This window comes from Sphingomonas naphthae (genome assembly GCF_028607085.1).
In the GTDB taxonomy this organism is placed as follows: Bacteria; Pseudomonadota; Alphaproteobacteria; order Sphingomonadales; family Sphingomonadaceae; genus Sphingomonas_Q; species Sphingomonas_Q naphthae.
Map to the genome: position 1 here is coordinate 785,331 of NZ_CP117411.1, position 24,539 is coordinate 809,869.

The following is a 24,539-nucleotide window of genomic DNA, read 5'->3' on the forward strand; positions in this document are numbered from 1 at the left end:
CAGGCGGCGTCAGGCGACCGCCAGCACCTCGATCGCCTCGCGGCGCCCGCCGAAATCGACATGCTCCCCCGCCATCGCGCCCATCATCGCGCGGGCGAGTGGGGCGGAAAAGGCGATGAGGCCCTCGGCCGGATCGGCCTCGTCGTCGCCGACGATCCCGATCTCGCGTTCGCGGCCGTCGAGGCGGAAGCGGACGCGGGAGCCGATGCCGGCTTCGTCCTCGGCCGGCGTGGGGGCGGGCAATGCGGTGGCCTGGCGGGTGCGCCAGTAGCGCAGGTCGCGGGCAATCTCCTCGCGCGCGGCCTCCTCGGCGGAGGCGAGCGCGGCCTCCAGCGCGGCGACCTTCTCGACGATCAGCGTCTGCCCGCGCGGGGTGACATAGTTCGGGCCGGCCGGGATCGGCAGCTCGAACTTGGGTTCCTTATGTTCCTCGTCGCTTTCCCGACGAAACGCCACGCTCACGGTATCGCTCTCCTTCGCCCTCCAGATGGGGCGAAGGAGGCGCGGGGGCAAGCGGCCTGAAATCCTCTCGGTCAGGGAGGATTTCAGGCCAAACAGCAAGACGCCCCGGCTGCGGCTCCTGCGAGCCATCGCCGGGGCGTCCCGTTTCCGATCGGGGCAGATCAGAAGCGGTAGGAGAATTCCACGCGGTAGGTGCGGGGTTCCACGGCCTGGCGCGCGTAGCTGTTGATGAAGGCCAGGCCGATGCCGTTCTTCCACTGCTGGCGGTTGGCCAGGTTGCGGCCGGCGACGCTCACCTGCCAGCCCGCGTCGGAGACCAGCGCCACCTCGGCGTTGAATTCCTGGATCGTCGAGGTGTGGGTGACGGGCAGGTTGTTGATGTTGGCGTACATCTTGTCGCGGAAGATGAAGTCGCCGCCGAAGCGCACGGTGTTCGCGCCCACCGCCTGGATCGGCAGTTCGTAGCGGAAGCCGGTCATGCCCGAATAATAGGGCACCACCGCGTTGCGCTTCAGGTTGGTCGGCAGCTGCGCGCCCGGGATCGCCTTCACCTTGGTCTCGTCCTGGAGGCCGCCGTTGAAGAAGATGTCCAGCCCGCGCACCGGCTTGATGTTCAGCTCCGCCTCGATGCCGTAAACCCGCTCGGACAGGCCGTTGTCCTGCACCAGAACGGCGGTGCCGGGCACGAAGGCGCTGATGACCAGATCCTTGAAGTCGTTGACGAAGGCCGCGACGTTGAAGCGCACCTTGCGATCGAACAGGTCGGACTTGAAGCCCACTTCATAGGCCCACAGGCCCTCCGGCCCGAAGGGGGCCGCGGCCACCACCGGGCTGGTCGCGCCGGCGGTATAGCCACCCGAACGGAAGCCCTTCGAGATCGAGCCGTAGAGGAAGAGGTTGTCGGTCGCCTGATAGTTCAGGCCGAATTTCGGCGTGAAGGCGTTGAAGCTGGTGTCGTCCGAATAAGGCGTCGCCGGATTGACGAAGCCGCGGATCTTCTTCTTCTCGTCGGTGTAGCGGCCGCCGACCAGCAGCTCCAGCTTCGACGTCAGCTTGTAGTTGAGCTGGGCGTAGCCGGCGATCGAGCGGGTGTCGGCGTGATAGCCGAGCCGCGAGTTGGTGAAGATCGCGGTGGTCGGGATGAAGGTCCTGTCTGCGATCTCCTGGCTCACGCCTTCCTTGAAGAAATAGAGGCCGCCGATCCAGTCCAGCTTGCCGTCGAAGGCGTCGCCGAAGATCTGATATTCCTGGCTGAACTGCTCCTGGCTGATGTCGCTGACCCGGTTGAAGCCGGTGACATATTGGCCGTTGGGGCGCAGCACGCCGCCCGACAGGTCGACGTTCCAATAATCCTTGGTCTTGGACCAGCCGGTGATGCTCTTGACGGTGAAGGCATCATATTCGCCCTTCACGTGCAGGCTGGCCGAGGTGATCTCGGTGCTGCCGGCGCTGTCGAGCGGGGTGCGGGTGGTGAGATAGTCGCCGGTGAAGGGCTTCAGCGTGGCGTTGTTGATCGGCGTCGCGACGAAGCCGTCATTCTTGCTGTCGGTGTGGCTGACCGTCAGGTTCGCGTCCCAATGCTCCGAGCCGTAATAATGCAGCTTGCCGCGCAGGCCCCAGAAATCGCGCCGGTCGGTGGTGCCGCCGGTCGGGATCTGCTTGATATAGCCCTTGCCCATGTCGGTGTAGACGCCGGCGATCGAGGCGGCGAGCGCGCCCTTGACGAGCGGTGCCGCGATGGCGCCGCGCAGGCGGACGGTCTGGTAATTGCCGTAGCTGATGCCGGCATTGCCCTTCACCGTGTCACCCGGCGTGGCCGAGATGATGTTGACCGCGCCCGTCATCGAGTTGCGGCCGAACAGGGTGCCCTGCGGCCCGCGCAGCACTTCGATCCGCTCGATATCGGTGAACTCGGAATTCACCGAGGAGGGGCGCGCCTGATAGACGTCGTCGAAATAGAAGCTCACCGGCTGTTCGGTGATGCCGAAGCCGCCCGAATTGTCGCCACGGCCGCGCATCGAGACCGAGACGGTCGAGCTGTTGGCCACGCCGGGGGCGACGTAGAAATTGGGGACGGTCGCGGCGATCTGGTCGACGCGGGTGATCGCCAGCTTCACCAGATCGTTGGCGGAGAGCGCCGAAACGGTGACCGGCGTATGTTGCAGCGAAGTCTCGCGGCGGGTCGCGGTGACCGTGATCTCCTGGTTCTCGGTGTCATCCACCGCCGGAACCGGCGCGGTCTGCGCGTAAGCTGAAGTCGAAAATGATGCCGCCGCGACGGTCGCGAGCAAAAGGCTCCGGAACATGCTTTATCCCCTTTGGTAACACCCGGCGATTCAGTTACCCTCGACCCCGACCGAGCTTATATTTCTCTTCCCCCCACTCACCCCTGCCTCGGCCATCGCCGGGAATACTTCCCATGGTCGATGGCCCCAAGTGTGACCGGATGATTGCAGAGTGACCCGAATCAGGGCGATCCGCTCATGGACTCGAAATTCTCTCCATCCAGTGGATAGTGGGGGTTACCCGCCCGGCATGTTGCCGCCATCGACGGGGAGATGGACGCCGGTGATGGCTTTCGCGGCGGGGGAGGCGAGGAATACAACGCCCGCCGCGATATCCTCGGGGCTGGCCATCACGCCCATCGGGCTGTTGCCGAGCATCCGCGTCAGAAACGCATCCTCGTCGCCGCCGGGGGCGACATTGCCCATCAGCATCGCGGTGTGGACCGGGCCGGGCAGCACGCAATTTACGCGGATGCCGTATTTGCCCGCGGCGTGGGCGGCGGTGCGGGTCGTCATCAACACGCCCGCCTTGGAGGCGCAATAGGCGCTGGCGAGCGGGTTGGCGCGGATCGACATGCCCGATCCCATGTTGACGATCGCGCCCTTGCCGCGCCCCTTCATCCGCCGGATTGCCTGGCGGCAGCCGAGGAAGGTGCCGTCCAAATTGACCGCGATGTGGCGGCGCCACAGGTCGAGGCTCATATCCTCGAACGGGATATTGGGCACGAAGATGCCGGCATTGTTCACCAGCACGTCGAGCCCGCCGAGGTCCGCATCGACCCGGTCGAGCAGCGCATCCCACGAGGCTTCGTCGGTCACGTCGAGCGGGTGGGCGACCGCGCCTTCCAGCGATGCGGCGACGGCTTCGGCGGCGGGGAGGTCGAGGTCGGCGACGACGACCCGGCCGCCCTGTCCCGCGAAGGCGGTGGCGATGGCGCGGCCCAGCCCGCCGCTGCCGCCCGTGACGACGATCGTCTGGCCGGTGAAATCACCCATGTTCGGTCCTTTCGGGAAAGTTCAGGCGGGGGCGGGCGCCCGGCGCGGGTCATAGGTGGAGAGAATGAAGATCGCGACGATCATCATCGCCGCCGGCCCGCCGACATAGGCCCAGGCGACCCCGGACGAGACGCTGGCCGGCTGGATCACGTCACCCCCGCCGCGCACGAAGCCGGCGAGCGACAGGACGGCCGCGACCCCGAAGCTGCCGCACGCCAGCATCGCTTTCTCCATCGCGGTATAGGCCGAGGTGAAGAGTCCCTTGCGTGGGGAATCCGGCCCGTCGAGCCCGATCGTCTCGACCAGCATGGCGAAGGACAGGAGGGTGAGGCCACAGGTGCCGACCCCGCCGAACAGGCCGATCGCGTAGAAGATCCACTGGTCGCCGGGCGACAGGAACAGGCAGAGCAGGTGCGCCAGGCCATACCAGCCGGTCGCCCAGCGATAGGCGACGATCGTGCGGTGGCGCTTGGCCAGCATCACCCACAAAGGCTGGCCGATCGCCGCGCCCGCGACCGAGGCGAGGATGAAGCCGCTGACGGTGGTGAGCGGCAGCTTCAGGAAATAGACGATGAAATAGACCATTCCCGACGAATGGAAGCCGAAGCCGAACAGTTGGGCGGCGGACGCGAGGAAGATGATGCGGAACGGCCGGTGCCGGAAGGCCGAGCGCATCTGGACGAGGATATTCCCCGGCGGCGGCGCGGTCCGCGCGGGCTGGCGGACGGGCACGAAGATGGCGGTGAGCATCGTCGTGACCAGGATGAGCGTGCCCAACGCCACGCCCATCAGCGCGTAGCCGCTGCGCGTGCCGCCCATCAGCGCGATCAGCCACGGGGCCACCGACAGCCCCGCCAGTACGCCCGCCAGCCCGAAATACTGGCGGAAGGCGAGCGCCTTGGTGCGCTGATAGGGCTCGTCCCCCAGCTCCGACGCCAGGGTGAGATAGGGCACCGAGTAGAAAGAGAAGGCCGTCGACAGCAGCCAGTAGAGCGTGCCGATCAGCAATGCGCGCAGCGCCTCGCTATCGGGCACCGGCACGCTGAACAGCAGCATGAAGGTGAGGCCCGAGATCAGCGACCCGCCGATCAGATAGGGCTTGCGCGCGCCGATGCGGGTATGCGTGCGATCGGAGAGCATCCCCACCATCGGATCGGCGATGATGATCCACAGCTTGGGGATCAGGATGGCGAGGCCGGCGTAGGAAGGCGGGATCGACAGCGCGTTCGTCATGTAGAACAGCAGCATCGCGCCCGGCACGTCGCGCATCACCTGATTGCCGATCTGCCCCACGCCGTAGGACAGATAATGGCGCAGTTTGAGGTGGAAGGCGCCCGCCGGGCCGGTCACTTCGCCAGCACCCGCATCGCGGCGATGGCGTCGGCTTCCGAGATCACCTCGGCCATCTTGGCGGCCATATCGAAGAGGTTCTGTTCGTGCGGCCGCGCGTCGCGGTCGCCGCAGGCTTCGCGGATCACGAAGGGGGCGAAGCCGTGGCACAGCGCGTCGAGCGCCGAGGCGCGGACGCAGCCGGAGGTGGAATAGCCCGTCAGCAACACCGTATCGACCTGCATGGCATGGAGCGTCGAGGCGAGCGGGGTGGCGAAGAAGGCGGAAGGATATTTCTTGGAGACGATCATCTCGCCCGGTTCCGGCTGGAGCGTCGGCGGAAAGGCGCCGTCGGGCGAGCCCTTCAGAAAGGCTTTCAGCGCCGGCACCTTCTTGAAGAACATGCCTCCATCCGCGCCGCCCGCGTCATATTCGATGTTGGTAAAGATCACCGGCACGCCCGCCGTGCGCGCCGCCGCCGCCAGCCGCTCGTTGGAGGCCAGCGCATCCTCCACCCCGGCGTAGAGCGGGCAGGCGGGATCGAGATAGGCCATCACCACATCGACGATCAGCAACACCGGCCGCCGGCCGAAGGCGAGCCGCCCGCCGAAGCCGGCGGCGGCATAATCCGTGTCGAGATCATCCGGCATAACTATCCCCCTCGGCCAGCAGCGCGGCCGCCCCGGTGATGCGGTTCATGGTGGCGAGATCGGCGATGGCGTCGCCCAACCCCTCGGTCGATCGGTGCGCGGCGAGATGCGCCAGCAGGCCGGGCGCCTGCGCGACGAGGCCGTGCATCAGCAGCAGAGGGTGGATGGCGATGGCGAAACCCATCGCCTCCAGCTCCGCGCCGGATTTGGTGGCGGAGACCCCGCCCTCGACGAGATTGTGGACCAAGGGCACCCGCGCGGCGAAGCGGTTCGCGACGGCCTGCGTAGCGGCCAGATCGCGCGGCCCCTCGATGAAGAGCAGGTCGGCGCCCGCCTCCAGATAGGCTTCCGCCCGGTCCATCGCGGCGCCGATCCCCTCGGGGCCGACCGCGTCGGTGCGGGCGATCACCAGCATGTCGGTGCGTGCATCCACCGCCGCGCGGACCTTGCCGACCGCCTCGGCGATCGGCACCACGGCCTTGCCCGCCATATGGCCGCAGCGTTTCGGAAACACCTGATCCTCGATCTGGATCGCGCTGGCCCCGGCCCGCTCGAAACTTCGCACGGTGCGCTGCATGTTGAGCGCGTTGCCGAAGCCCGTATCGCCGTCGACGATCAGCGGAATGGCGATCCGGTCGCGGATCATGGCCACCGCATCGGCCGCCTCGCCCATCGTCGTCAGGCCGATATCGGGCCGGCCGAGCCGCGCCATCGACAGCGCACCCCCGCTCAGGAAGGCGGCCGGAAAGCCCGCCTGCTCGATCAGCAACGCGGTCAGCCCATCCCAGCAACCCGGCACCGACATCAAAGTGCGGCGGCCATGCTCGTCCGCCGCGATCAGCGATCGCAGCGCCGCGACATGGCCGCCCGCCGCCGCCATCAGCCGAGCTGGCCCGCAATGTGGCTCTCGTGGTTGGCGAGATACCAGTCGGCGATTTCCTCGCGGGTCGCCCACCATACGCCGGTCTTGGACTGGACGTGCTGGATGAACTCGCGGATGGCGCGGATGCGGTGCGCGCGGCCGGCGACGTGCGGGTGCAGGCCGACGTTCATGATCCGCCCGCTGGTCTCGCCTTCCTCATACAGCACGTCGAATTCCTCGATCAGCGCCTGGGCGAACTGGTCGGTGGTGAAATTCTTGCGGGTGATGAAGGTGAAATCGTTGATTTCATTCGAGTAGGGCGTCGAGACGATCGGGCCGTTGGGCGTCCGCAACAGATACGGTTGATCGTCGTTCATGATGTCGCAGTAGAAGGTGCAGCCCTGCTCGGCGAGGATGTCGGCCGTCTGGAGCGTGCCGCGCAGCGAGGAGGAGAGCCAGCCCTTGGACTTGCGGCCGGTATGCTTCTCGAACGCGTCGAGCGTGCGGAGAACGATCTCGCGCTCCTTGGCCGGATCGAGCGCATAATCGGTCAGCAGCTCGCCCTGCTCCCAATTGTGGGCGAGCAATTCCCAGCCGCGCTCCAGCACCGCGTCGGTCATCTGGCGGCGGCGCTCGAAGGTGACGGCGTTGGTGGTGCAGCTGGCCTTCACGCCCAGCTTGTCGAACAGGTCGATCAGCCGCCAGATGCCGACCCGCTGGCCATATTCGCGCCAGCTGTAGTTCGGGAAATCGGGCGTATGGCCGGGCAGGATATCCGGCAGGATCGCGGGGCCGCCGGCATAATAAGGCTTGGGCGTATCCTTGGTGAGATCCCACGTCTCCAGATTGAACGTCAGGATCAGCGCGACCCGCGCGCCGTTCGGCCACTTCAGCGGCTGGCGGTCGGGCAGGGGGACGTAATCATATTCCATCGGGATACTCCTCAATACTCGGAGAGCAGGCGGCCGAAGCCGTCCATCTGATCGGCGATGCCCATGGATCGGAGAGCATGCCAATAGGTCGCGGTGTTGATCGCGATCACCGGCTTTTCCAGCCAGAATTCGGCGGCGGCGGCGACCTCGGCGAAGGCGAGATTGGTGCCCGCCTGAATGATCGCGTCGACGCCTTCGGACACTTCGATCGCGGCGCGCTTCAGGGTCTGCTTGCTCTCGTGCGCGATCAGCATGGGGGAGGGGGATTTCAGGCCGACGAGGTTGACCACCTCATAGCCCTGATCCTCGAAGAATTTCTTCACGTTGGCGTCGCCCACCGGCATGTAGGGGGTGATGATGCCGATTTTCCTGATGGGCTTTCCGCCGCTTTCATAAGCCTTGATCGCGGCGTCCACGGCGGTCGATCCCATGATGACGGGCACGCCGCCGGTGCGCTCCAGCATCTTCTTGTGGAGCCGGTCGGCGCCCTCGGCCCCGTCCCAGAAGGTTTCGGCCGACATGCCCATGATGACGCAGCCCGGCTCCATCGACATCGACACGTCGACCGCGTCGAACGTGGCGTCGCGGATCGATTGCAGCATCACCATGAAACTGTCGTCGTCCGTCACCTTCGTGTCGGGAATGGCGATGCGGGAAAAGTGGTTGGTGACGTTACGCGGCTGCATCGCCGCATATTCCGGCTCCACGCTGGTGTTGGTGGAGGGCGCCACCACCGCGAACTTCATTCGGCTTCCAAGCGAATCGACCACCGGCCCGTCCTCACACGTTGCAATCTGATACGCGATCTATGCGCCCGCCGTGGGGCGGCATGAGGGCGACCCTGCGGCTTTTCCGGCAGGTGGAGAAAAGTCGGCCATCGCATCGCGTTGGTCGCCGTCCCGCCTAGTTTCAGGATCAGCAAACGGGGGAGACAGACGATGCCGGCCTATATCGTGGCGACCGTCACCATCCTGGATCAGGACAAGTTCAAGACCTATGGCGCGGCGATCGCCGGCCTCAGCGAGAAGTTCGGCGGCGAGCCGCTGGTGCGCGGCCCGGTGGCCGAGGTGCTGGAAGGCGACGGCATTGTCGGCGAGCGGGTGGTCGTCACCCGCTTTCCCGACGCGGACGCGGCGCGCGGCTATATCGGATCGGCGGAATATCGCGCGGCGGCGGCCAATCGGGTCGGCGCGGCGGTGGTTGTCATGCGGCTGATCGAAGGCTGATCGCCCCTCCCGCGACCCTCAGACATACGGAAAGATAATGGAAAGAACCCAGGTTCTGATCGCCGGCGCCGGCCCGGTCGGCGCGGTCGCGGCTTATGTGCTGGCCAAGGCGGGCATCGATGTCGTGCTGGTCGAAGCGGCCAATGCCATCCCGCAGGACATGCGCGCCTCGACCATCCACCCGCCGACGCTTCAGATGCTAGAGGATTGGGGGCTGCTGCCGGAGCTGGAGGCGCAGGGCCTGCGCGCGCCGGTCTATCAATATCGCAACCGCCGTTCGGGCGGGGTGCTGTCGTTCGATATGGGCGAACTGGCCGATATCTCGGCCCACCCCTATCGGCTGCAATGCGAGCAGTTCAAGATCGTCGCCACCGCGACCGATCAGCCCGAACTGGCCGGCCGCACCCGTTTCGGCCAGCGGATCATCTGGTTCGAGCAGGATGCAGACGGCGTCACCGCCACCTGCGAGACGGCGCACGGCACCGCCACCTACCGCGCCGATTTCCTGCTGGGCGCGGACGGCGCCAATTCGCTTGTCCGCAAGCTGATCGGCGTGCCGTTCGATGGCTTCACCTACCCCGAGAAATTCCTGACGCTCTCGACCGATTATCCCGTCGAGCAGCATTTCCCCGGCCTCGCCAACGTCAGCTACGTCGCCGATGCCGAGGAATGGTATGTGCTGCTGCGCGTGCCGGGCCTGTGGCGCCTGCTGGTGCCCGCCGATCCCGAGAAATCGGACGAGGAATTGCTGAGCGACGCCAAGAAGAACGAAGTGTTCGGCGGCCTGCTCGGCATCGACGCGAGCGCCATCCAGACGCACCACCGTACCATCTATCGCGTCCACCAGCGGGTCGTGTCGCGCTACGATCATGGCCGGGTGCTGCTGATGGGCGACGCCGCCCACCTCAACAATCCGCTCGGCGGCTTCGGCATGAACAGCGGTCTGCACGACGCCTGGAACCTGACCGACAAGTTAAAGCGGGTGATCCTGGGCGGCGAGGCTTATGCCCCGCTGTTCGAGCAATATGATCGCCAGCGCCGCACGATCATGCACGAATTCGTCCAGGCGCAGACGATCCAGAACAAGGCCGACATGCTCGATGCCGATCAGCGGCAGGCCAAGTTCGAGGAGGTGCTGGCCGATCCGGTCAAGCGCCGCAACCACCTGCTGCGCCAGTCGATGTACGACAGCCGCGCGCGGGAAGCGGAGATCGGGTGATGGGCGGCCGGTCGCGATTGGTGATCGGCCCCCTCTCTCCGTTCGTCCTGAGCGTAGTCGAAGGACGTGCCCCAGGCGCTGCGTCCGGTCGCACGTGCTTCGACTTCGCTCAGCACGAACGGGCTGGGGTTGCGCACGGATTAAAGGCGCGGCCTCACCCGTTCGCCGCCACCGGGGTCCGCCCCCAGCTATCCTCGATCGCCCGCGCGGTGCGGCTGAGCGAGGCGAAGAATTGGCGCGCGGCGTCCCCCGGCCGCATCGCGGTCGAGAAGAATACCAGGGTCAGCGTCCCCGCCAGCAGCTCGCCATCGAACAGGGGCACCGAGATCGACGAGGTCTTGCCCGGATTGAGCGTGTGCGGGTTGCGCACGTGGATGGCGAAGCCGTCGCTCCTGATCTTCTGCGGCAGATAGTCGTTCTCGAACATCACCAGCGCCTCGCGGTCGATGCCCTCGGCCAGCTTCAGCCCGTCGATCAATATCTGCCGCTCCTCGGGCGGCGCGAAGGAGAGGTAGACCAGCCCTGACGCGCAGGTGAGGATCGGCAGCGAGAAACCGGGATGATAATGATTGAAGGTCAGCGAGGTCAGGCTGTGCGTCGAATCGCGCACCACCATCGCATGGCCGACGCGGGTGACGAACGACACCGGCCACAGGATTTCGCGGGTCAGCGCCTCCAGATGCGGCCGCGCGCCGGAAACCCAGCGGCTGTAGCCCTGGAAACCGTGGCTGAGCGTCTGTACCAGCGCCGCCGGGCGATAATATTTACGGCCCGTCTCCCGCTCGACCATGCCCTCGTGGATCAGGGTTTCGACCAGCCGGCAGGCGGTGGGGTAGGGCACGCCCGATAGCTGGGCGATGGTCGTCATGTTGGCGGAGCCAGCGCGGTTGATCGCCTGCAACACCGCGATAGCGCGGCTGACGGCGCGGATGGGGACGCCATTGCTGTCCTGATCGAGCATCAGCGGGCTGCCTCCGTCGTCGCCTCGAAGCGGGGATAGCGGCCGAGCATCAGGAGGAGAAGGGCCGCCACCGCGAAGGTGCCCGCCGTCACCAGCAGCACCGGCACGTAGGAGCCGGTGGCGTCGCGGATCTTGCCGAAGGCGGCCGCGCCGACGGCGGCGCCCAGCGCGAAGCCGATCCACGGCGCCGAGAAGATCTTGCCGTAATTGCGGAAGCCGAAATAGCGGGCGCACAGGAAGCCCATCATGTCGAATTCCATGCCGGCGGTCAGCCCGATCGCGACCACCGCGAAGCCGATCATCGCCGGGCCGACATCGGGCGAGGCGAGCAGCAGGCACCCGCCGATCGGCAGCAGCAGGATCGCCGCCGCCACGCCCGGCGCCCAGAAGCGATCGAGCAACCAGCCGGTGCCGACCCGGCCGGCGATCACCGAAATGCCGATCAAGCTGGCAAAGCCCGCTGCCTCCATGGCCGAGAAACCCCGATCCGTGATGAGCGGCACCAGATTGGGGATTGACCCCGCCACGCCGAACGACAGGAACACGAAGGCGATCGAGACCAGCCACATGCGATAGCCGCCGACGGCTTCACGCAGGGTGAGGCCGGGCAGATCCTCATGCGCTTTGGCCCGCGTCGTCGGCCGTTCGCGGAAGAACAGGAGGGTGGGGATCAGGCCCAGCACGATCACGGCGGCCGCCAGCACGAAATAGGCCGAGCGCCAGCCATGGCTCGCCACCAGCGCCGTCACCAGCGGCGGGGCGACGACGGCGGTGAAGCCGTTGCCCATCAGGGTGAGGCCCAGCGCCAGCCCCCGGCTCTTCACGAACCAGTCGGAGACGCCGCGCGTCCAGGTGATCGCGGTCGATCCCGAGGCGAGCAGCGACATCGCCACCCACAGGCCATACCACATCGGCAGGCTCGGCCCGGCCAGACCCAGCAGCACCAGCACCACCGCCAGCAGGCCCAAGCCGATCGCCGCCATCGCCCGCGCGCCATAGCGATCGGTCAGCCAGCCGGTCGGCACGGCGGCCAGCACCATGCCGATCATCGAGAAGGCCAGGCTCGCCTGGATCGCGCCCCGGCTCCAGCCGAATTCCGCCGCGATCGGCCCGGCCAGCACGCCGAGCGAATAGAAGGGCACCGCCGACACGCTGAGCGCGCTGCCGAGGAAGGCGCCGAGGAGGATTTTCCAGCCCCCGCCGCGGGCCTCGTCGATGAAATCGCTGCGGTTCGCTGGCCCCACGCCCAAATCCTTCAGATCGAGTAGATGTCGATGATCGAGGGCAGGCGCGCGTTCATCACCTCGATGCGCTTGGCCGCGATCACCCCCCGGCGGATGACATGTTCATAGCGGCCGAACAGCCGCGTGACCCGGTCGTTGCGCAGATCGTAGCTGTCGACCGCCCAGTTGGAGGCGATCGTCACATCCTCGCCCGATATCGTGCCGCGCGCGTTGCTGATCGCGTGGATCGTGCGCGGCAGCGGATCGGAGGCAAGCGACCGGCCCGAGGTGATGCGCTGCACGCGATCCTCCAGCCCCTCGCGCCCCGCATAATAGATCAGCGAAATCTCCCGCATGGGATCGGCGCTCATCCGGTCCTCGTCGATCCACGAGGGCGCCCAATAGGTGCAATCGGGCGCGTAGAGCGCGAGCCAATCCTGCCACTGGCGCCGATCGAGCAGGTCGGCCTCGCGATAGATTGTGTCGATCGCCTGCGCGATCCGCTGGTCGTCGCTCACGCCGCGACTCCCTCGAAAGCGGGCGCCATCAGCCGCTTCCACTCGCGGTAGATCGGCTGATATTGCATCTCGCTCTGGAGCTTGAACGGGCCGGTCAGCGAGGCGTCGGCCGCGATCCCCGCGCCCGCCGCCGCCGCATCGGCGCCGTCGCCCAGCAAGGTCGCGCCGCGATCGTAGCCGCGCTGGTAGCCGGCGCCCGTCGCCGCCAGCCCCGCCTGCATTTCCTCATAGATCGCCGTGTCGTCGGGCGTGGCGAGGCCCGAGACGTTGAAGAAATCCTCATGCTGGCGGATGCGCAGCGCGCGGCTCTCGGCCGGCTCGCCGATGGGGGCGAGCGAGAACATCCGCATCTCGGTGGTGTTCACGTCGATCGGGCGGATCACCCGCAGGATCAGCGATTCACTGTCCGCCAGCTGCACGTTCGGGAACAGCACGAGGTTGCGGAAGTTGAGCATCCACTGCGCCCGGTGCGCGCCGACCCGCGCCACCAGCGCCTCGATATCGTCGTAGAGCGGCTTCTGCTCGGGCGTCATGTTGGTGATCCACACCGCGCCATGGCCGTGACTGAACTGGAGCGCGCCCGCCTCCGCCCCCACGCTGCGGCTGAAATCGCGCGAGCGGATCTTCGACAGGTCGGATGCGCGGGCGTTGCGCTGGGTCACGATCTGCATGAAGCTCTGGTGCGCCGAGGTCAGGTGATAGGGGTCCATCCCGTTCTCGACCTGCATCTTCCAATTGGCGCCATAGGTGTAGACGGTGCGGCCCGGCACCAGCTCCATGCCGTTCGCGCCCTGATCCATCACCAGATCGATCAGCGCGCGCGCCCCGCCCAGATAGTCGGCCAGCGGCGGCACGTCGGCCGAAAGGCTGCCGAAGATCAGCCCGCGATAGCTTTCCAGGCGGGCGAGCGGCGCCAGATCATAATCCTCGCCATCGAACTGCGGCGGCAGGTGGCCGGTGGATTTGTCCTTCACGCTCTTCAGCTTGCCGTCCGGCGCATAGCTCCAGCTGTGATAGGGGCAGACGAACAGGCGGGAATTGCCGCATTCGCGTGTCGTCAGCCGCGCGCCCTTGTGGCGGCAACTGTTGAGGAAACCGTGGAGCGTGCCGGCCTTGTCGCGCGTCACCAGCACCGGCTGGCGGCCGATCCAGCTGGCGATATAATCGTTCGGCCTTGCCACCTGCCCCTCGAAGGCGAGGAACACCCACGTCCGCTCGAAGATGTGGGTCATCTCCAGATCGAAGATTTCGGGCGAGGTGAAAACGTCGCGGTGGACCTTGAACAGCCCGTCCTCGGGGCGATCGACCACCAGTTTGTCGATGATCGCGTTCACCGGGCGTAATCCGATCCGGCGCGGTCGAGCAGGCGCATCTGCGCGGCGAGGTGCATCGTGGCATCCTTCAGGCGATTGCGGTTGATCTGGGCGTGGGTGAGGGCGGCGGTCTCGGGATCGACGAGGCGCACCCGCCCGCCGATCGCGCTCTGGACCGCGAGGGCCTGCGCGGCGCAGGCGACCTCGATATAATGCATGTCGTACAGCGCCTCGGCGACGGTGCGGCCGGTGGTCAGCACGCCGTGGTTGGCCATCATCAAGGTGGTGTTGCCGGCCAGCGCCGCCACCATCCGGTTGCCCTCTTCGGGGGCGAGGGCGAGGCCGCCATATTCGTCGAAATAGCCAAGCCGGCCGATGAAGCGAAGGCAATCCTGGCTGAGCGGCAGCAGGCGATTCTCCTCCGCGCAGGCCAGCGCCGTGGCGTGCGGCGGGTGGAGGTGCATCACGCAGGGCAGATCGGGGAAGGCGGCATGGACCCGCGAGTGGATGGTGAAGGCGGTCGGCTCCCACATCCCCTCGCCCCGGATCAGCGCGCCATCCAGAGCGACGACGATCAGATTGCTGGCGGTCACCTCGCAGAAGAGCAGGCCATGCGGCTTCAGCAGGAAATGATCGGTGCCGGGGATGGCGCAGGACAGGTGGTTCCAGATACCGTCGTCCAGCCCCTCCAGCGCGAGGATGCGATAGGCGGCGGCCAGCTCGACCCGCACCTGCCATTCGCCCGGCAGCATCTCGCGGCGGGCGACGGTCGCGGGGTCGGGGGTGGACATGAGGGCGGGCTCCGGTGGTCGATCGAAACCGATGTGCCGATTTCTCCGCCTAACGGGTAACGCGCCTCCTATTTATCCACCAGATGGATATTCGCGCCAGTCGTGGATGCCGAGTTGAATGGTCGCCCCGAGCAGATCGTCGCGCATGCCGGCTACCAGCTTGACTGGCCCGCCCGGCCCTAGCGCCGCCGCATAGAGCATCGCCTTGCCGACCAGCGCCATCGTCGCCCCCGCCGCCAGCAGCCGCGCGACATCCTCGCCGCTCGTCACGCCGCCATCCGCCAGCAGCGGGAATTCCGGGCCGACGGCGGCGCGGATCGCGGGGAGCATGGTGATCGCGGCGGGCAGGCTGGCCAGCTGCCGGCCGCCATGGTTGGAGACGACCACGCCGTCCACGCCGAGGCCGGCGGCGCGCACCACATCGTCGGGGTCGAGGAGGCCCTTCACCACCAGCGCGCCTTTCCAGCGGCGGCGGAGCGCGGCGATCGTGTCCCAGTCTGTCGTGGCGCTGCTCTGCGCGCGCATCATCTCGATCAGCGATCCGCCGCCGGCCGGGGCGGAGGGGGCGAGGTTGCGGAAGCCCGGCACCCCGCCGCGCGCCATCGTCAGCGCCCAGCGCGGCCGCAGCGCCATGTCGAGCAGCAGGCGCGGCCGGGGGCGGGGCGGGAAGGAAAAGCCGTTGGCCACGTCGCGCGGGCGGCGGCCCGGCACGGGCGTATCGACGGTCACGATCAGCGTCGTGATCCCCAGCGCCTCGGCGCGGCCGATCAGATGTTCGGTGATCGCCGGATCGCGCCCGATATAGAGTTGCAGCCACAGCGATCGGCCGGCGACGGGGGCCAGCGTCTCCATGCTCGTCGTCGCGGCGGTGGAGAGGGCATAGGGGATGCCTGCCGCCGCCGCCGCGCGGGCCAGCGCCGCGTCGGTGCCCGGCCCGACCAGATTGGCGAGCCCCATCGGCGCCACCGCGAACGGCGCGGCATAGGTCTCGCCGAACAGGGTGACGCCCAGGTCGGGCGCGTCGATGCCGGTCAGCGCGCGGGGCAGCAGGGTCGCGGCGTCGAGCGCGGCGCGGTTGCGGCGGATGCCACCCTCGTCGCCGGCGCCGCCGTCGATGAAGTCGAACACGAAGCGGGGCAGGCGGCGGCGGGCGGCCGCGCGCAGGCCCGGTCCGGTCAGGACCACCGCTGGACCCAAGCCTCCGCGATCTCCGGATTGCGCGTGCACGGCGGCAGCTCGCCCGCCAGCACCGCCTGCACATTGGCCAGCAACAGCTTGGGCATCGCCTCGATCGAATCGCGCGTATGGCTCAGCATGTGCTGCGTCAGGATGGCGTTGGGTAGATCGCGCAGCGGGCTGTCGGCGGGCAGCGGCTCCACCTCGAACACGTCGAGCGCGGCGCGCATCTGGGTCCGAGCGGCGAGGATTTCGGCCAGCGCCGCCTCGTCCACCAGCCCCCCGCGCGAGGTGTTGACGAACAGACAGTCGGGTTTCAGCCGCGCCAGACGCGCGGCATGGAACATATGCCGGGTCGAGGGGTTGAGCGCGGCCAGCACCATCAGGATGTCGGCTGCGGCGACCACTTCGTCGAGCGCGGCGAAGCGCACGCCCTCGGGCGCCGTATCCGGCACGGTGCGGGTGTGGATCAGGATATCGACGCCCCAGCCCGCCAGCTTGCGCACGACCGCCTTGGCGATGTCGCCATAGCCGATGATCCCGATCGTCTTGCCCGCCACCATCCGCGCGCGCGGCGGCATGGCGCGGGGAATGTCGCGGCGGAGGACGGCCTCGGTTCCGGACAGGTCGTACCAGGCGGCGAGCATCAGCAAGATCGTCGCCTCGGCCGTGCTTTCGGTGTTTTCGCGCGCCTGCCCGTTGGCGATCAGGATGCCGCGCGCGGTGACGCCGGGCGCGTCGAACCCCTCGAAGCCGGTGAAGGGCGACACCAGCGCGCGCAGCTTCGGCCAGTCGGCCAGATCGTCGCCCGATACCGCCAGATGCCCCGCCGCGATCAGCACGTCGGCCTCCGCCCGCACCGCCGGCTCGATCGCGTCGAGCGCGGCCACGAGATGGACGGTGGCCCCGCCCGCCTCCAGCGCGTCGATCGCGGGGCGGAAGATCGTGCGCAGCAACGGCTTGTCGAACACCACCGCCACCGTGCGGCCCGCCGACGGGTCGAGAGGCGCGGCGCTCATCGATGACACCATCTTCCTCTCTCCCCTTTTCCTGCGAACGCTGAAAGGCGAACGCCCGGATATTATCGGCCGATAAGACGCGCAGCCTTAGGCTGTGGCGAGGCTATCCGCTAGGTGGAGGAGTCTGGGGCACAGCCGTATCCGGCCGGGACATTGCGGCCCTAAGGCATTGAGATGCTATCGCTTGTCAGCGACGTGATGCGCGTTAACACATTCCACGATGCGATATGACACCCCCGCCACGCCCCGGCTCCTGCTGATCGTCGACGATGCCTTGGGCGCGATCGAGGGCGAGGCCCTGGCGGCGGCGGCGCGCGCGGATGTCCAGACCGTCTGGATCGGCGAGCCCTGCCCTGCCTTCGGTGCGGGCAAGTTCGATGCGGTGGCGGCCTACATCACGGAGGACGCCGGGCTGGCGTTGCACACCGTCATCGAGGCGATGGATCGGGCGGCGGAAGAGGGGCAGGGGGGCATCCTCGTTATCCCGCCGCCCCTGTTCGATCTCGCGTTGAGGCTGGCCCCGCATCCCGATATCGCGCTGGTGGCCCAGGGTGATACGCTCGGCCAGGCGGCGGCGCTGGGGCTCGCGCTGGCCCGCCGCCCGGTTGGCCTGGCCCAGGATTCGCCACCCAGCTTTCTGCGCGAGGAACGGCCATCGGCCGATCTGCGCCGGCTGAGCGAGGAGGCGGCGCGTATCGCCCAGATGCTGGCCTCGCTCGCCGGCACCAGCTGGGGGCCGATCGCCGAGCATTACAATCTGTCGGCGAAACCGCTGCCGCCTGATCCGCAGCGCCTGCGCGCCATGATCCACCAACGCCGCCTGCGTGATCGCTTCTTCGCGACCGACCTGTTCGCGGACCCCGCGTGGGACATGCTGCTCGATCTGATGGCAGCGCGGCTGGAGCGGGTGAACGTCTCGGTCTCCAGCCTGTGCATCGCCGCCGCCGTGCCGCCGACCACGGCGCTGCGCTGGATCAAGTCGCTGGAGACCGAGGGGCTGGTCGATCGGGTCGCCGACCCGGAGGACCAGCGTCGCATCTTCATCGTGTTGAGCGACGAGGGCTATGATCGGATGTGCGCCTATCTCTCGGCGGTGGACGCGCGCCGCTGATCGCGGCATGGTCGCAAACGACACGGTTTCAGCGAGGCCCCATGAACCTGCCCCCCTTTCGCACAGCCGCGATCCTCTTCATGATCCCGATCCTCGCTTATGTCGCGCTGGCGCTCTACGTCTGGTGGCCTTGGCCGTGGAGCGTATCGATCGCTGCCTTCTGACGCGAAAAGGGGGTGACCCGTGGCCGCCCGGATGCTACCGGCGCGGTCCCTTCGGGGGCGCTTAGCTCAGTTGGTAGAGCATCTCGTTTACACCGAGAGGGTCGGCGGTTCGAGCCCGTCAGCGCCCACCAGACAACCGGGATGGGTCGCGCCCGGCGTCCAGGCCCGAGGCCGGAAACTTTCCCGATCCTTACGCGGCTTCGCGCGGCCGTACCGTCAGTTTCTCGATCTGCTTCGAATTGATCGTGCACTGGATGATGCGGTTCACATATACGCCCGGCGTGTGGATGCAGTCGGGATCGAAGCTGCCGACCGGCACGATCTCCTCGGCCTCCACGATCGTCACCTTGCCGGCGGTGGCCATCATCGGGTTGAAGTTGCGCGCGGTCTTGCGGAACATAAGGTTGCCGGCCTCGTCGGCCTTCCACGCCTTCACGATCGCAAGATCGGCCTTCAGCCACGTCTCGCGCACATAGTCCTCGCCGTCGAACGTCTCGACCGGCTTGCCCTCGGCCACGACCGTACCCACGCCCGTCTTGGTGTAGAAGGCCGGGATGCCCGCCCCGCCGGCACGGATGCGCTCGGCAAGCGTCCCCTGCGGGGTCAGTTCCAGCTCCAGTTCGCCCGACAGATATTGCTTCTCGAACAATTTGTTCTCGCCGACGTAGGACGAGATCATCTTGGCGACCTGGCGGGTCTCCAGCAGCATCCACAGGCCGAAGCCATCGGCGCCGGCATTGTTGGAGATGACCGTCAGCCCCTTGGTGCCCGCCGCGCGGATCGCGGGGATCAGGCTCTCGGGATTGCCCGACAGGCCGAAGCCGCCCGACATGATCGTCATGCCATCGAACAGCACGCCTTCCAGCGCGGCTTCGGGGCTGTCGTAGATCTTGCTGGCCATGGCGCGTCCTCTCCGGGCGGTGACGATTCGGCAGGTTCCTTAGCGTGCCCCGACGGTGCTGAATATGGGGTGCGTTCAATCCTCCACGGCACGGGGAGGTGGCAGCCCGAAGGGCTGAAAGGGGGGAGGTTCACGCCGAAGCAGAGCGTGTGTGGCAAGCCCCTCCACCATGCTGCGCATGGTTCCCCTCCCCGTGCCGGGGAGGATCATATCGTCATCCCTCGTCGGGCGGGATCGCCGGCACGCCCTTGAAGCCCTGCGCGATCACATACCATTCGGACGAATCCTTGCGGCTCGCCGGCGGCTTGGCGTGCTTCACCGTCGTGAACAGGCGTTTCAGCAGCGCGACCAGATCATTGTCCGCGCCGCCGGCCAGCACCTTGGCCAAGAAGGCGCCGCCCGGCCGCAGCACGTCCGACGCGAAATAGGCGCCCGCCTCGACCAGACCCATCGTGCGGAGGTGATCGGTCTGGGCGTGGCCGACCGTGTTGGCCGCCATGTCCGACATCACCAGATCGGCCTTGCCGCCCATCGTTTCCGCCAGCAGGGCGGGGGCGGCGTCGTCCATGAAGTCCATCTCGAAGATGGTGACCCCGTCGATCGGATCGACCGGCAGCAGATCGATGCCCACGATCGCCGCCTTGGGCACGCGCCGGCGCACCACCTGCGCCCAGCCACCGGGCGCGATGCCGAGATCGATCACGCGGGTGACGCCCTTGAGCAGCGCGAACCGCTCGTCCAGTTCGAGCAACTTATAGGCCGCGCGGCTGCGATAGCCCTCGGCCTTGGCACGGCGGACGTAGGGGTCGTTCAACTGGCGCTCGAGCCACCGGGCGGAGGCGGCGGTACGGTTGCGCGCGGTCTTGACGCGCACATGGCCGCGAGTGGGGGTACGGCTCACCAGACGTGTCCGTCACGCGCCATCAGCAGGCGCAATATGCCCTCGCGGATGCCGCGATCGGCGACGGAGAGGCGTTCGGCAGGCCATATGTCCATGATCGTATCCAATATCGCGCAGCCGGCGACGACGAGGTCGGCGCGTTCGTTGCCGATGCAGGCGAGGGCCGCCCGCTCGGCGATGCTCATTTCCGACAGGCGGGTGGTGATATCGCGCATCGCGGCGGCCGGCACCACCAGCCCGTCGATCGCGCGCCGGTCATAGCTGGCGAGGCCGAGATGCACGCTGGCCAGCGTCGTGACCGTGCCGCTGGTGCCCAGCAGCCGGCCCGGCGTGGCGCCCATCTCGGCCAGCCGCGCGGTGAAGGGGGCGAAGGCGTTCGCCACCACGTCGCGCATCCGGCCATAGGCGGCCAGCCGATCCTCGACCGTGCCGCCGCCGTGCGGCTCCGATTCGGCGAGCGACACCACGCCCCACGGCGCGGAAAACCAGTCGATCACCGCCGGCGGGCCCTCGGCGCCGTCGAGCAGGATCAATTCGGTCGATCCGCCGCCGATGTCGAACACCAGCGCCGGCCCGTCGCCGGGCTCCAGCACCGCATGGCAGCCGGTGACGGCCAGCCGCGCTTCCTGTTCGGCCGAGATGATCTCCAGCGCGATGCCGGTCTCGGCATGGACCCGCGCGGCGAAATCCCGGCCGTTGTCCGCGCGGCGGCAGGCTTCGGTCGCGACCGAGCGGACCAGCGAGACATGACGGCGGACGAGCTTCTCGGCGCAGATCTTCAGGGCGGCGACGGCGCGGTCCATCGCCGCGTCGCTCAGCCGGCCGGTGGCGGACAGGCCCTCGCCCAGCCGCACGATGCGCGAGAAGGCATCGACCACGACGAAGCCGTCGGCCGAGGGCCGCGCGATCAGCAGCCGGCAATTGTTGGTGCCCAGGTCCAGCGCCGCATAGGTCCGCCGGAAAGGGGCCTGTGGGCGCGGTTTCCGCCCCGCCCGTTGCGCCACGCCGCCCGGCTTTCCCGCCGGGGGCGCCGCAGCCTTCGCCGGCCGCTCCGCCATCGTCTCGATACTCTTATGCTCGCCGATCGGCTGATGCCGCCGGTACTTGGGGCCGATGCTACGCGGGGGCGGGAGCGGCGGCAAGGGGGCGGCATCGGAGGCGTTGACAGGCCATGCCCGCTTGCCTATTTGGCGCGCCTCGCAGTTGCCCTGTCGTCTAAAGGTAAGACTACGGACTCTGACTCCGTTAATTGAGGTTCGAATCCTCACGGGGCATCCAGCGACTTTCGGACCATCGTTAAGCTCTTGGGCTCTGCGGCGTTGGTCGCTACGGCCGATGCCATGCCTGCCGTCGACCGTCGTGCCTTTCTCGCCTCCGCCGCCCGTCTGTCGGGTGGCGCGGGGCTGGCCACCTTCCTGCCAGACTGGGCGCGCGCCATATCGCCGGGGCTCGTCACGGCCGGTGGCGGCGTCCTTACCGGCGAGGATATCACCCTCACCGTCGATCAGGGCCATTTCATGGTGGATGGCCGGCATGGCCATGCGATCGCGCTCAACGGCACCTTGCCCGGCCCGTTGATCCGGCTGCGCGAGGGGCAAAGGGCCCGCATCACGATCGACAATCGGCTCGACGAGCCGACCTCGATCCACTGGCACGGCCTGCTGGTGCCGTTCGAGCAGGATGGCGTGCCCGGCGTCAGCTTCCCCGGCGTGCCCGCGCGCGGGCGCTTCACCTATGACTTTCCGCTGATCCAGGCGGGCACCTATTGGTATCATAGCCATTCGGGGATGCAGGAGCCGATGGGCCAATATGGCCCGCTGGTGATCGACCCCGCCGGCCCCGATCCGATCGCGTCGGATCGCGAGCATGTGCTGGTCCTGTCGGACTGGAGCCCCGTCCACCCCCACGTCATCATGACGAAGCTCAAGCAGCAGGGCGGCTATTTCAACTGGCAGAAGCAGACGCTGGCCAGCCTGATCGCCGGGCGCGACCAACGGCTGAAGGACCGGCTCGAATGGGGCCGGATGCGGATGGACCCGACCGACATCTCGGACGTGACGGGCTCCACCTACAGCTTCCTTGTCAACGGCCACGGCACCGGCGGCAATTGGACCGGCCTGTTCCGGCCGGGCGAGCGGCTGCGGCTGCGGATCGTCAATGCGGCGGCGATGACGATCTTCAACGTGAGGATGCCGGGGCTGAAGATGACTGTCGTGGCGGCCGATGGCCTGCCGGTGCGGCCGGTGGTGGTGGATGAATTTCAGATCGCCAATGCCGAAACCTATGATGTGATCGTTGAGCCCGCCGAGGATCGCGCTTATGCCTTCATCGCCGAGGCGGTCGATCGATCGGGCCTTGTCCGCGCGACCCTCGCGCCGCGCGCCAGAATGGTCGCGCCGGTGCCGGCCCTCCGCGCCCGCCCGCTCGCCACGATGCGCGACATGGGCATGGACATGGCGGCGATGGAGGGCATGGAGATGGACATGTCCATGCGCAATCCGGCCAACGCGCCGGGCGTGGCGATGACGCCGGGGGTGCAGACGATCGCCCCCATGCCGGCCGATCGCACCGCCGAGCCGGGGCAGGGGCTCCGCGAGGCCGGGCACAGGACACTCGTCTATGCCGACCTCGCCGCGCTCGATCGCAATCCCGACGTGCGCGTCCCCTCGCGCGAGATGGAGATCCATCTCACCGGCAATATGGAACGCTATATGTGGGCGTTCGACGGCAAGGCCTTCTCGCCGCTGCTGGCGCCGATCCCCTTCCGCCAGGGCGAGCGGGTGCGGGTGACCCTGGTGAACGACACGATGATGGCGCACCCGATCCACCTGCACGGCCATTTCTTCGAGCTGGTGACCGGCCACGGCGACCATGCCCCGCGCAAGCATACGGTCAACGTCGCGCCGGGCGGGGTGGTGGTGTGCGATCTCACCGCCGATGCGCCGGGCGACTGGGCGTTCCACTGCCATATGATGATGCACATGCACGCCGGCATGTTTCAGGTTGTGGCGGTGCGGCCGGAAGGTGCTGCGGCATGAGGCGCTGGTTGCCGGCGCTGGCGGGGCTGGCGGCGAGCCCGCTCGCGGCGCAGACCGACCCGCACGCGCATCACATGATGCCGGGCATGGCGATGCCCGCCGCCCCGGCGGCCCAACCGACCGAGGCGCCGCCGCCGCCCGCGCACGATCATGCGGCGATGGATCACGCGGCCCCCGCCGAGCCCGCCGCCCGCCCCGGCAGCGAACCGGCCCCCGCGCCCCCGACCGACCACGCCGCCGAGCGATTCTACCCCGCTGCCGCCATGGCCGCCGCCCGCCGGCAGCTCGCCCGCGAACATGGCGGCATGACCTATCACATGCTCATCGCCGACATCGCCGAGTGGCAGGTCCGCGACGGCCGCGACGGTTTTCGCTGGGAGGGCGAGGGCTGGTACGGCGGCGACCTGAACCGCCTGGTCGTCAAGACCGAGGGGGAGGGCACGCGCGGCCGCGCGCTGGAGGCGGGCGAGGTGCAGGCGCTCGACAGCCGCGCGATCGACCCATATTGGAATCTACAGGCCGGCATCCGGCAGGATGTCGCGCGCGGCCCGTCCCCCACCTATGCCGTGCTGGCGGTCGAGGGCCTCGCGCCTTTCTGGTTCGAGCTGGAAGGCTCGCTGTTCCTGTCGGACAAGGGCGACCTCACCGGCCGGATCAGCGGGTATGTTGACCAGCGCATCACCCAGGCGCTCGTCCTCCAGCCGAGGATCGAACTGAATCTCGCCGCGCAGGATGTCGCACGGCAGCGGATCGGCTCGGGACTGTCGTCGGCCGATTTCGATCTGCGGCTGCGCTACGAAATCGTCCGCGAATTCGCCCCCTACATCGGCGTCACCCACGAGCGTCGCTTCGGCGACACCGCCCACTTCGCGCGCGCGGCGGGCGATGGCGCGCGATCGACCAGTTTGGTGGTCGGGGTGCGGGCGTGGTTCTGAGTTGAGGCTTCGGCCGATGCGTTGGGCCGGCCGCCAAACCGCCGCTTTCGGTTGACCCGCAGGCCTCATCTGTGTATCGGCGCCGCTTCCCGGAACGGGCCTGCCCGTTGCCGTTTATATTCCAGCGAGATTCGAGGACGAGTAATGGCGAACACGCCGCAAGCAAAGAAGCGCATCCGCCGCAACGACAAGCGCGCCGACATCAACGGTGCGCGCGTCAGCCGCATCCGCACCTTCGTCAAGAAGGTCGAATCGGCCCTGCTGGCGGGCGACAAGTCGGTCGCGGCCGCGGCGCTTGCGGCGGCGCAGCCGGAACTGCAGCGCGGCGTCTCGAAGGGCGTGCTCCACAAGAACACCGTCGCCCGCAAGATCTCGCGCCTCAGCAAGCGGGTCGCCGCCCTCGGCTGATCCGCGCTTCGGCATCGCGCCGAACGAATATGACAGGCCCGTCGGAGGTGTCTCCGGCGGGCCTTTTTCGTGTCATCTTCGCTATCGCGCCTATGTCACGGAAATCATTCCGATTCGGT

25 protein-coding genes and 2 tRNA genes are annotated in these 24,539 nt (G+C 67.8%); 9 read left to right on the forward strand and 18 right to left on the reverse strand.

Annotation, left to right across the window (positions count from 1 at the left end; all coding sequences use genetic code 11):
* Positions 1-9 precede the first annotated feature (9 nt).
* The 8 genes from PQ455_RS03680 to PQ455_RS03715 form a co-directional block, all read right to left on the reverse strand.
* Positions 10-462, reverse strand: coding sequence for a GreA/GreB family elongation factor (locus PQ455_RS03680; protein ID WP_273689307.1), 453 nt, complete (start codon positions 460-462; stop codon positions 10-12).
* Positions 463-623: 161 nt separating this feature from the next.
* The gene (locus PQ455_RS03685) at positions 624-2,768 is read right to left on the reverse strand and encodes a TonB-dependent receptor (RefSeq protein WP_273689310.1); all 2,145 of its coding nucleotides are present in this window, start codon (positions 2,766-2,768) and stop codon (positions 624-626) included.
* A 216-nt stretch (positions 2,769-2,984) separates the two neighbouring features.
* The gene (locus tag PQ455_RS03690) at positions 2,985-3,743 is read right to left on the reverse strand and encodes an SDR family NAD(P)-dependent oxidoreductase (protein WP_273689312.1); all 759 of its coding nucleotides are present in this window, start codon (positions 3,741-3,743) and stop codon (positions 2,985-2,987) included.
* 21 nt (positions 3,744-3,764) lie between these two features.
* A complete protein-coding gene (locus PQ455_RS03695; RefSeq protein WP_273689314.1) occupies positions 3,765-5,093 on the reverse strand; it encodes an MFS transporter in 1,329 nt (442 codons plus the stop codon).
* Positions 5,090-5,722 carry an isochorismatase family protein gene (locus PQ455_RS03700; protein WP_273689316.1) on the reverse strand — a complete coding sequence of 211 codons (633 nt, stop codon included), beginning with the start codon at positions 5,720-5,722 and terminating at the stop codon, positions 5,090-5,092. Before PQ455_RS03700 ends, PQ455_RS03695 begins: the two co-directional genes overlap by 4 nt.
* Positions 5,712-6,602, reverse strand: coding sequence for an isocitrate lyase/PEP mutase family protein (locus PQ455_RS03705; RefSeq protein WP_273689318.1), 891 nt, complete (start codon positions 6,600-6,602; stop codon positions 5,712-5,714). The genes PQ455_RS03700 and PQ455_RS03705 overlap by 11 nt, the downstream gene beginning before the upstream one ends.
* Positions 6,602-7,516, reverse strand: a complete 915-nt coding sequence (locus tag PQ455_RS03710) for a polysaccharide deacetylase family protein (protein WP_273689320.1) — start codon at positions 7,514-7,516, stop codon at positions 6,602-6,604. The genes PQ455_RS03705 and PQ455_RS03710 overlap by 1 nt, the downstream gene beginning before the upstream one ends.
* Positions 7,517-7,527: 11 nt before the next feature.
* Positions 7,528-8,262: a maleate cis-trans isomerase family protein gene (locus PQ455_RS03715; protein ID WP_273689322.1), complete on the reverse strand. Its 735-nt coding sequence runs from the start codon at positions 8,260-8,262 to the stop codon at positions 7,528-7,530.
* Between the two features lie 192 nt (positions 8,263-8,454).
* On the opposite strand from PQ455_RS03715, the gene PQ455_RS03720 reads away from it, so the two are divergent.
* Both PQ455_RS03720 and PQ455_RS03725 read left to right on the forward strand, forming a co-directional pair.
* The gene (locus PQ455_RS03720; RefSeq protein ID WP_273689323.1) at positions 8,455-8,742 is read left to right on the forward strand and encodes a DUF1330 domain-containing protein; all 288 of its coding nucleotides are present in this window, start codon (positions 8,455-8,457) and stop codon (positions 8,740-8,742) included.
* A gap of 37 nt (positions 8,743-8,779) precedes the next feature.
* The gene (locus PQ455_RS03725) at positions 8,780-9,961 is read left to right on the forward strand and encodes an FAD-dependent oxidoreductase (protein WP_273689325.1); all 1,182 of its coding nucleotides are present in this window, start codon (positions 8,780-8,782) and stop codon (positions 9,959-9,961) included.
* A gap of 154 nt (positions 9,962-10,115) precedes the next feature.
* On the opposite strand, the gene PQ455_RS03730 is transcribed toward PQ455_RS03725, so the two are convergent.
* From PQ455_RS03730 to PQ455_RS03760, 7 genes are all read right to left on the reverse strand, one after another.
* A complete protein-coding gene (locus tag PQ455_RS03730) occupies positions 10,116-10,922 on the reverse strand; it encodes a helix-turn-helix domain-containing protein (protein ID WP_273689327.1) in 807 nt (268 codons plus the stop codon).
* Positions 10,922-12,166, reverse strand: coding sequence for an MFS transporter (locus PQ455_RS03735; protein ID WP_273689328.1), 1,245 nt, complete (start codon positions 12,164-12,166; stop codon positions 10,922-10,924). The genes PQ455_RS03730 and PQ455_RS03735 overlap by 1 nt, the downstream gene beginning before the upstream one ends.
* 11 nt (positions 12,167-12,177) lie before the next feature.
* Positions 12,178-12,663 carry an aromatic-ring-hydroxylating dioxygenase subunit beta gene (locus tag PQ455_RS03740; protein ID WP_273689330.1) on the reverse strand — a complete coding sequence of 162 codons (486 nt, stop codon included), beginning with the start codon at positions 12,661-12,663 and terminating at the stop codon, positions 12,178-12,180.
* Complete coding sequence (locus PQ455_RS03745) at positions 12,660-13,997, reverse strand: aromatic ring-hydroxylating oxygenase subunit alpha (RefSeq protein WP_273689331.1); 1,338 nt, start codon at positions 13,995-13,997, stop codon at positions 12,660-12,662. The genes PQ455_RS03740 and PQ455_RS03745 overlap by 4 nt, the downstream gene beginning before the upstream one ends.
* Positions 13,994-14,767, reverse strand: a complete 774-nt coding sequence (locus PQ455_RS03750) for a class II aldolase/adducin family protein (RefSeq protein WP_273689333.1) — start codon at positions 14,765-14,767, stop codon at positions 13,994-13,996. Before PQ455_RS03750 ends, PQ455_RS03745 begins: the two co-directional genes overlap by 4 nt.
* Positions 14,768-14,839: 72 nt before the next feature.
* A complete protein-coding gene (locus PQ455_RS03755; protein WP_273689335.1) occupies positions 14,840-15,952 on the reverse strand; it encodes an alpha-hydroxy acid oxidase in 1,113 nt (370 codons plus the stop codon).
* Complete coding sequence (locus PQ455_RS03760; RefSeq protein ID WP_273689337.1) at positions 15,943-16,962, reverse strand: NAD(P)-dependent oxidoreductase; 1,020 nt, start codon at positions 16,960-16,962, stop codon at positions 15,943-15,945. The genes PQ455_RS03755 and PQ455_RS03760 overlap by 10 nt, the downstream gene beginning before the upstream one ends.
* A gap of 220 nt (positions 16,963-17,182) precedes the next feature.
* Between PQ455_RS03760 and PQ455_RS03765 the strand changes: the two genes are divergently transcribed.
* The 3 genes from PQ455_RS03765 to PQ455_RS03775 all read left to right on the forward strand — a co-directional run bounded on the left by PQ455_RS03765 (position 17,183) and on the right by PQ455_RS03775 (position 18,368).
* Positions 17,183-18,073 (forward strand): helix-turn-helix domain-containing protein, encoded by an 891-nt coding sequence (locus tag PQ455_RS03765; protein WP_273689339.1) that lies wholly within the window; start codon positions 17,183-17,185, stop codon positions 18,071-18,073.
* 41 nt (positions 18,074-18,114) lie between these two features.
* Positions 18,115-18,237: a hypothetical protein gene (locus tag PQ455_RS03770; protein WP_273689341.1), complete on the forward strand. Its 123-nt coding sequence runs from the start codon at positions 18,115-18,117 to the stop codon at positions 18,235-18,237.
* A 55-nt stretch (positions 18,238-18,292) separates the two neighbouring features.
* Positions 18,293-18,368: transfer RNA gene (locus PQ455_RS03775), tRNA-Val, on the forward strand.
* Between the two features lie 59 nt (positions 18,369-18,427).
* Here PQ455_RS03775 and PQ455_RS03780 read toward each other — a convergent pair.
* The 3 genes from PQ455_RS03780 to PQ455_RS03790 all read right to left on the reverse strand — a co-directional run bounded on the left by PQ455_RS03780 (position 18,428) and on the right by PQ455_RS03790 (position 21,097).
* On the reverse strand, positions 18,428-19,138 hold the full coding sequence (locus tag PQ455_RS03780) for a CoA transferase subunit A (RefSeq protein ID WP_273689342.1): 711 nt from the start codon (positions 19,136-19,138) through the stop codon (positions 18,428-18,430).
* A gap of 214 nt (positions 19,139-19,352) precedes the next feature.
* Positions 19,353-20,039 (reverse strand): RlmE family RNA methyltransferase, encoded by a 687-nt coding sequence (locus PQ455_RS03785; RefSeq protein WP_273689343.1) that lies wholly within the window; start codon positions 20,037-20,039, stop codon positions 19,353-19,355.
* A complete protein-coding gene (locus tag PQ455_RS03790; RefSeq protein WP_273689344.1) occupies positions 20,036-21,097 on the reverse strand; it encodes a Ppx/GppA phosphatase family protein in 1,062 nt (353 codons plus the stop codon). Before PQ455_RS03790 ends, PQ455_RS03785 begins: the two co-directional genes overlap by 4 nt.
* A 146-nt stretch (positions 21,098-21,243) precedes the next feature.
* Here PQ455_RS03790 and PQ455_RS03795 point away from each other — a divergent pair.
* The 4 genes from PQ455_RS03795 to rpsT all read left to right on the forward strand — a co-directional run bounded on the left by PQ455_RS03795 (position 21,244) and on the right by rpsT (position 24,420).
* Positions 21,244-21,317: transfer RNA gene (locus PQ455_RS03795), tRNA-Gln, on the forward strand.
* Positions 21,318-21,379: 62 nt separating this feature from the next.
* The gene (locus PQ455_RS03800) at positions 21,380-23,077 is read left to right on the forward strand and encodes a copper resistance system multicopper oxidase (protein WP_273689346.1); all 1,698 of its coding nucleotides are present in this window, start codon (positions 21,380-21,382) and stop codon (positions 23,075-23,077) included.
* Complete coding sequence (locus tag PQ455_RS03805; RefSeq protein ID WP_273689347.1) at positions 23,074-24,012, forward strand: copper resistance protein B; 939 nt, start codon at positions 23,074-23,076, stop codon at positions 24,010-24,012. The genes PQ455_RS03800 and PQ455_RS03805 overlap by 4 nt, the downstream gene beginning before the upstream one ends.
* A gap of 144 nt (positions 24,013-24,156) precedes the next feature.
* Entirely contained in the window at positions 24,157-24,420 is a 264-nt protein-coding gene (rpsT, locus tag PQ455_RS03810; protein ID WP_273689348.1) for a 30S ribosomal protein S20, read from the forward strand.
* Positions 24,421-24,539 lie beyond the last annotated feature (119 nt).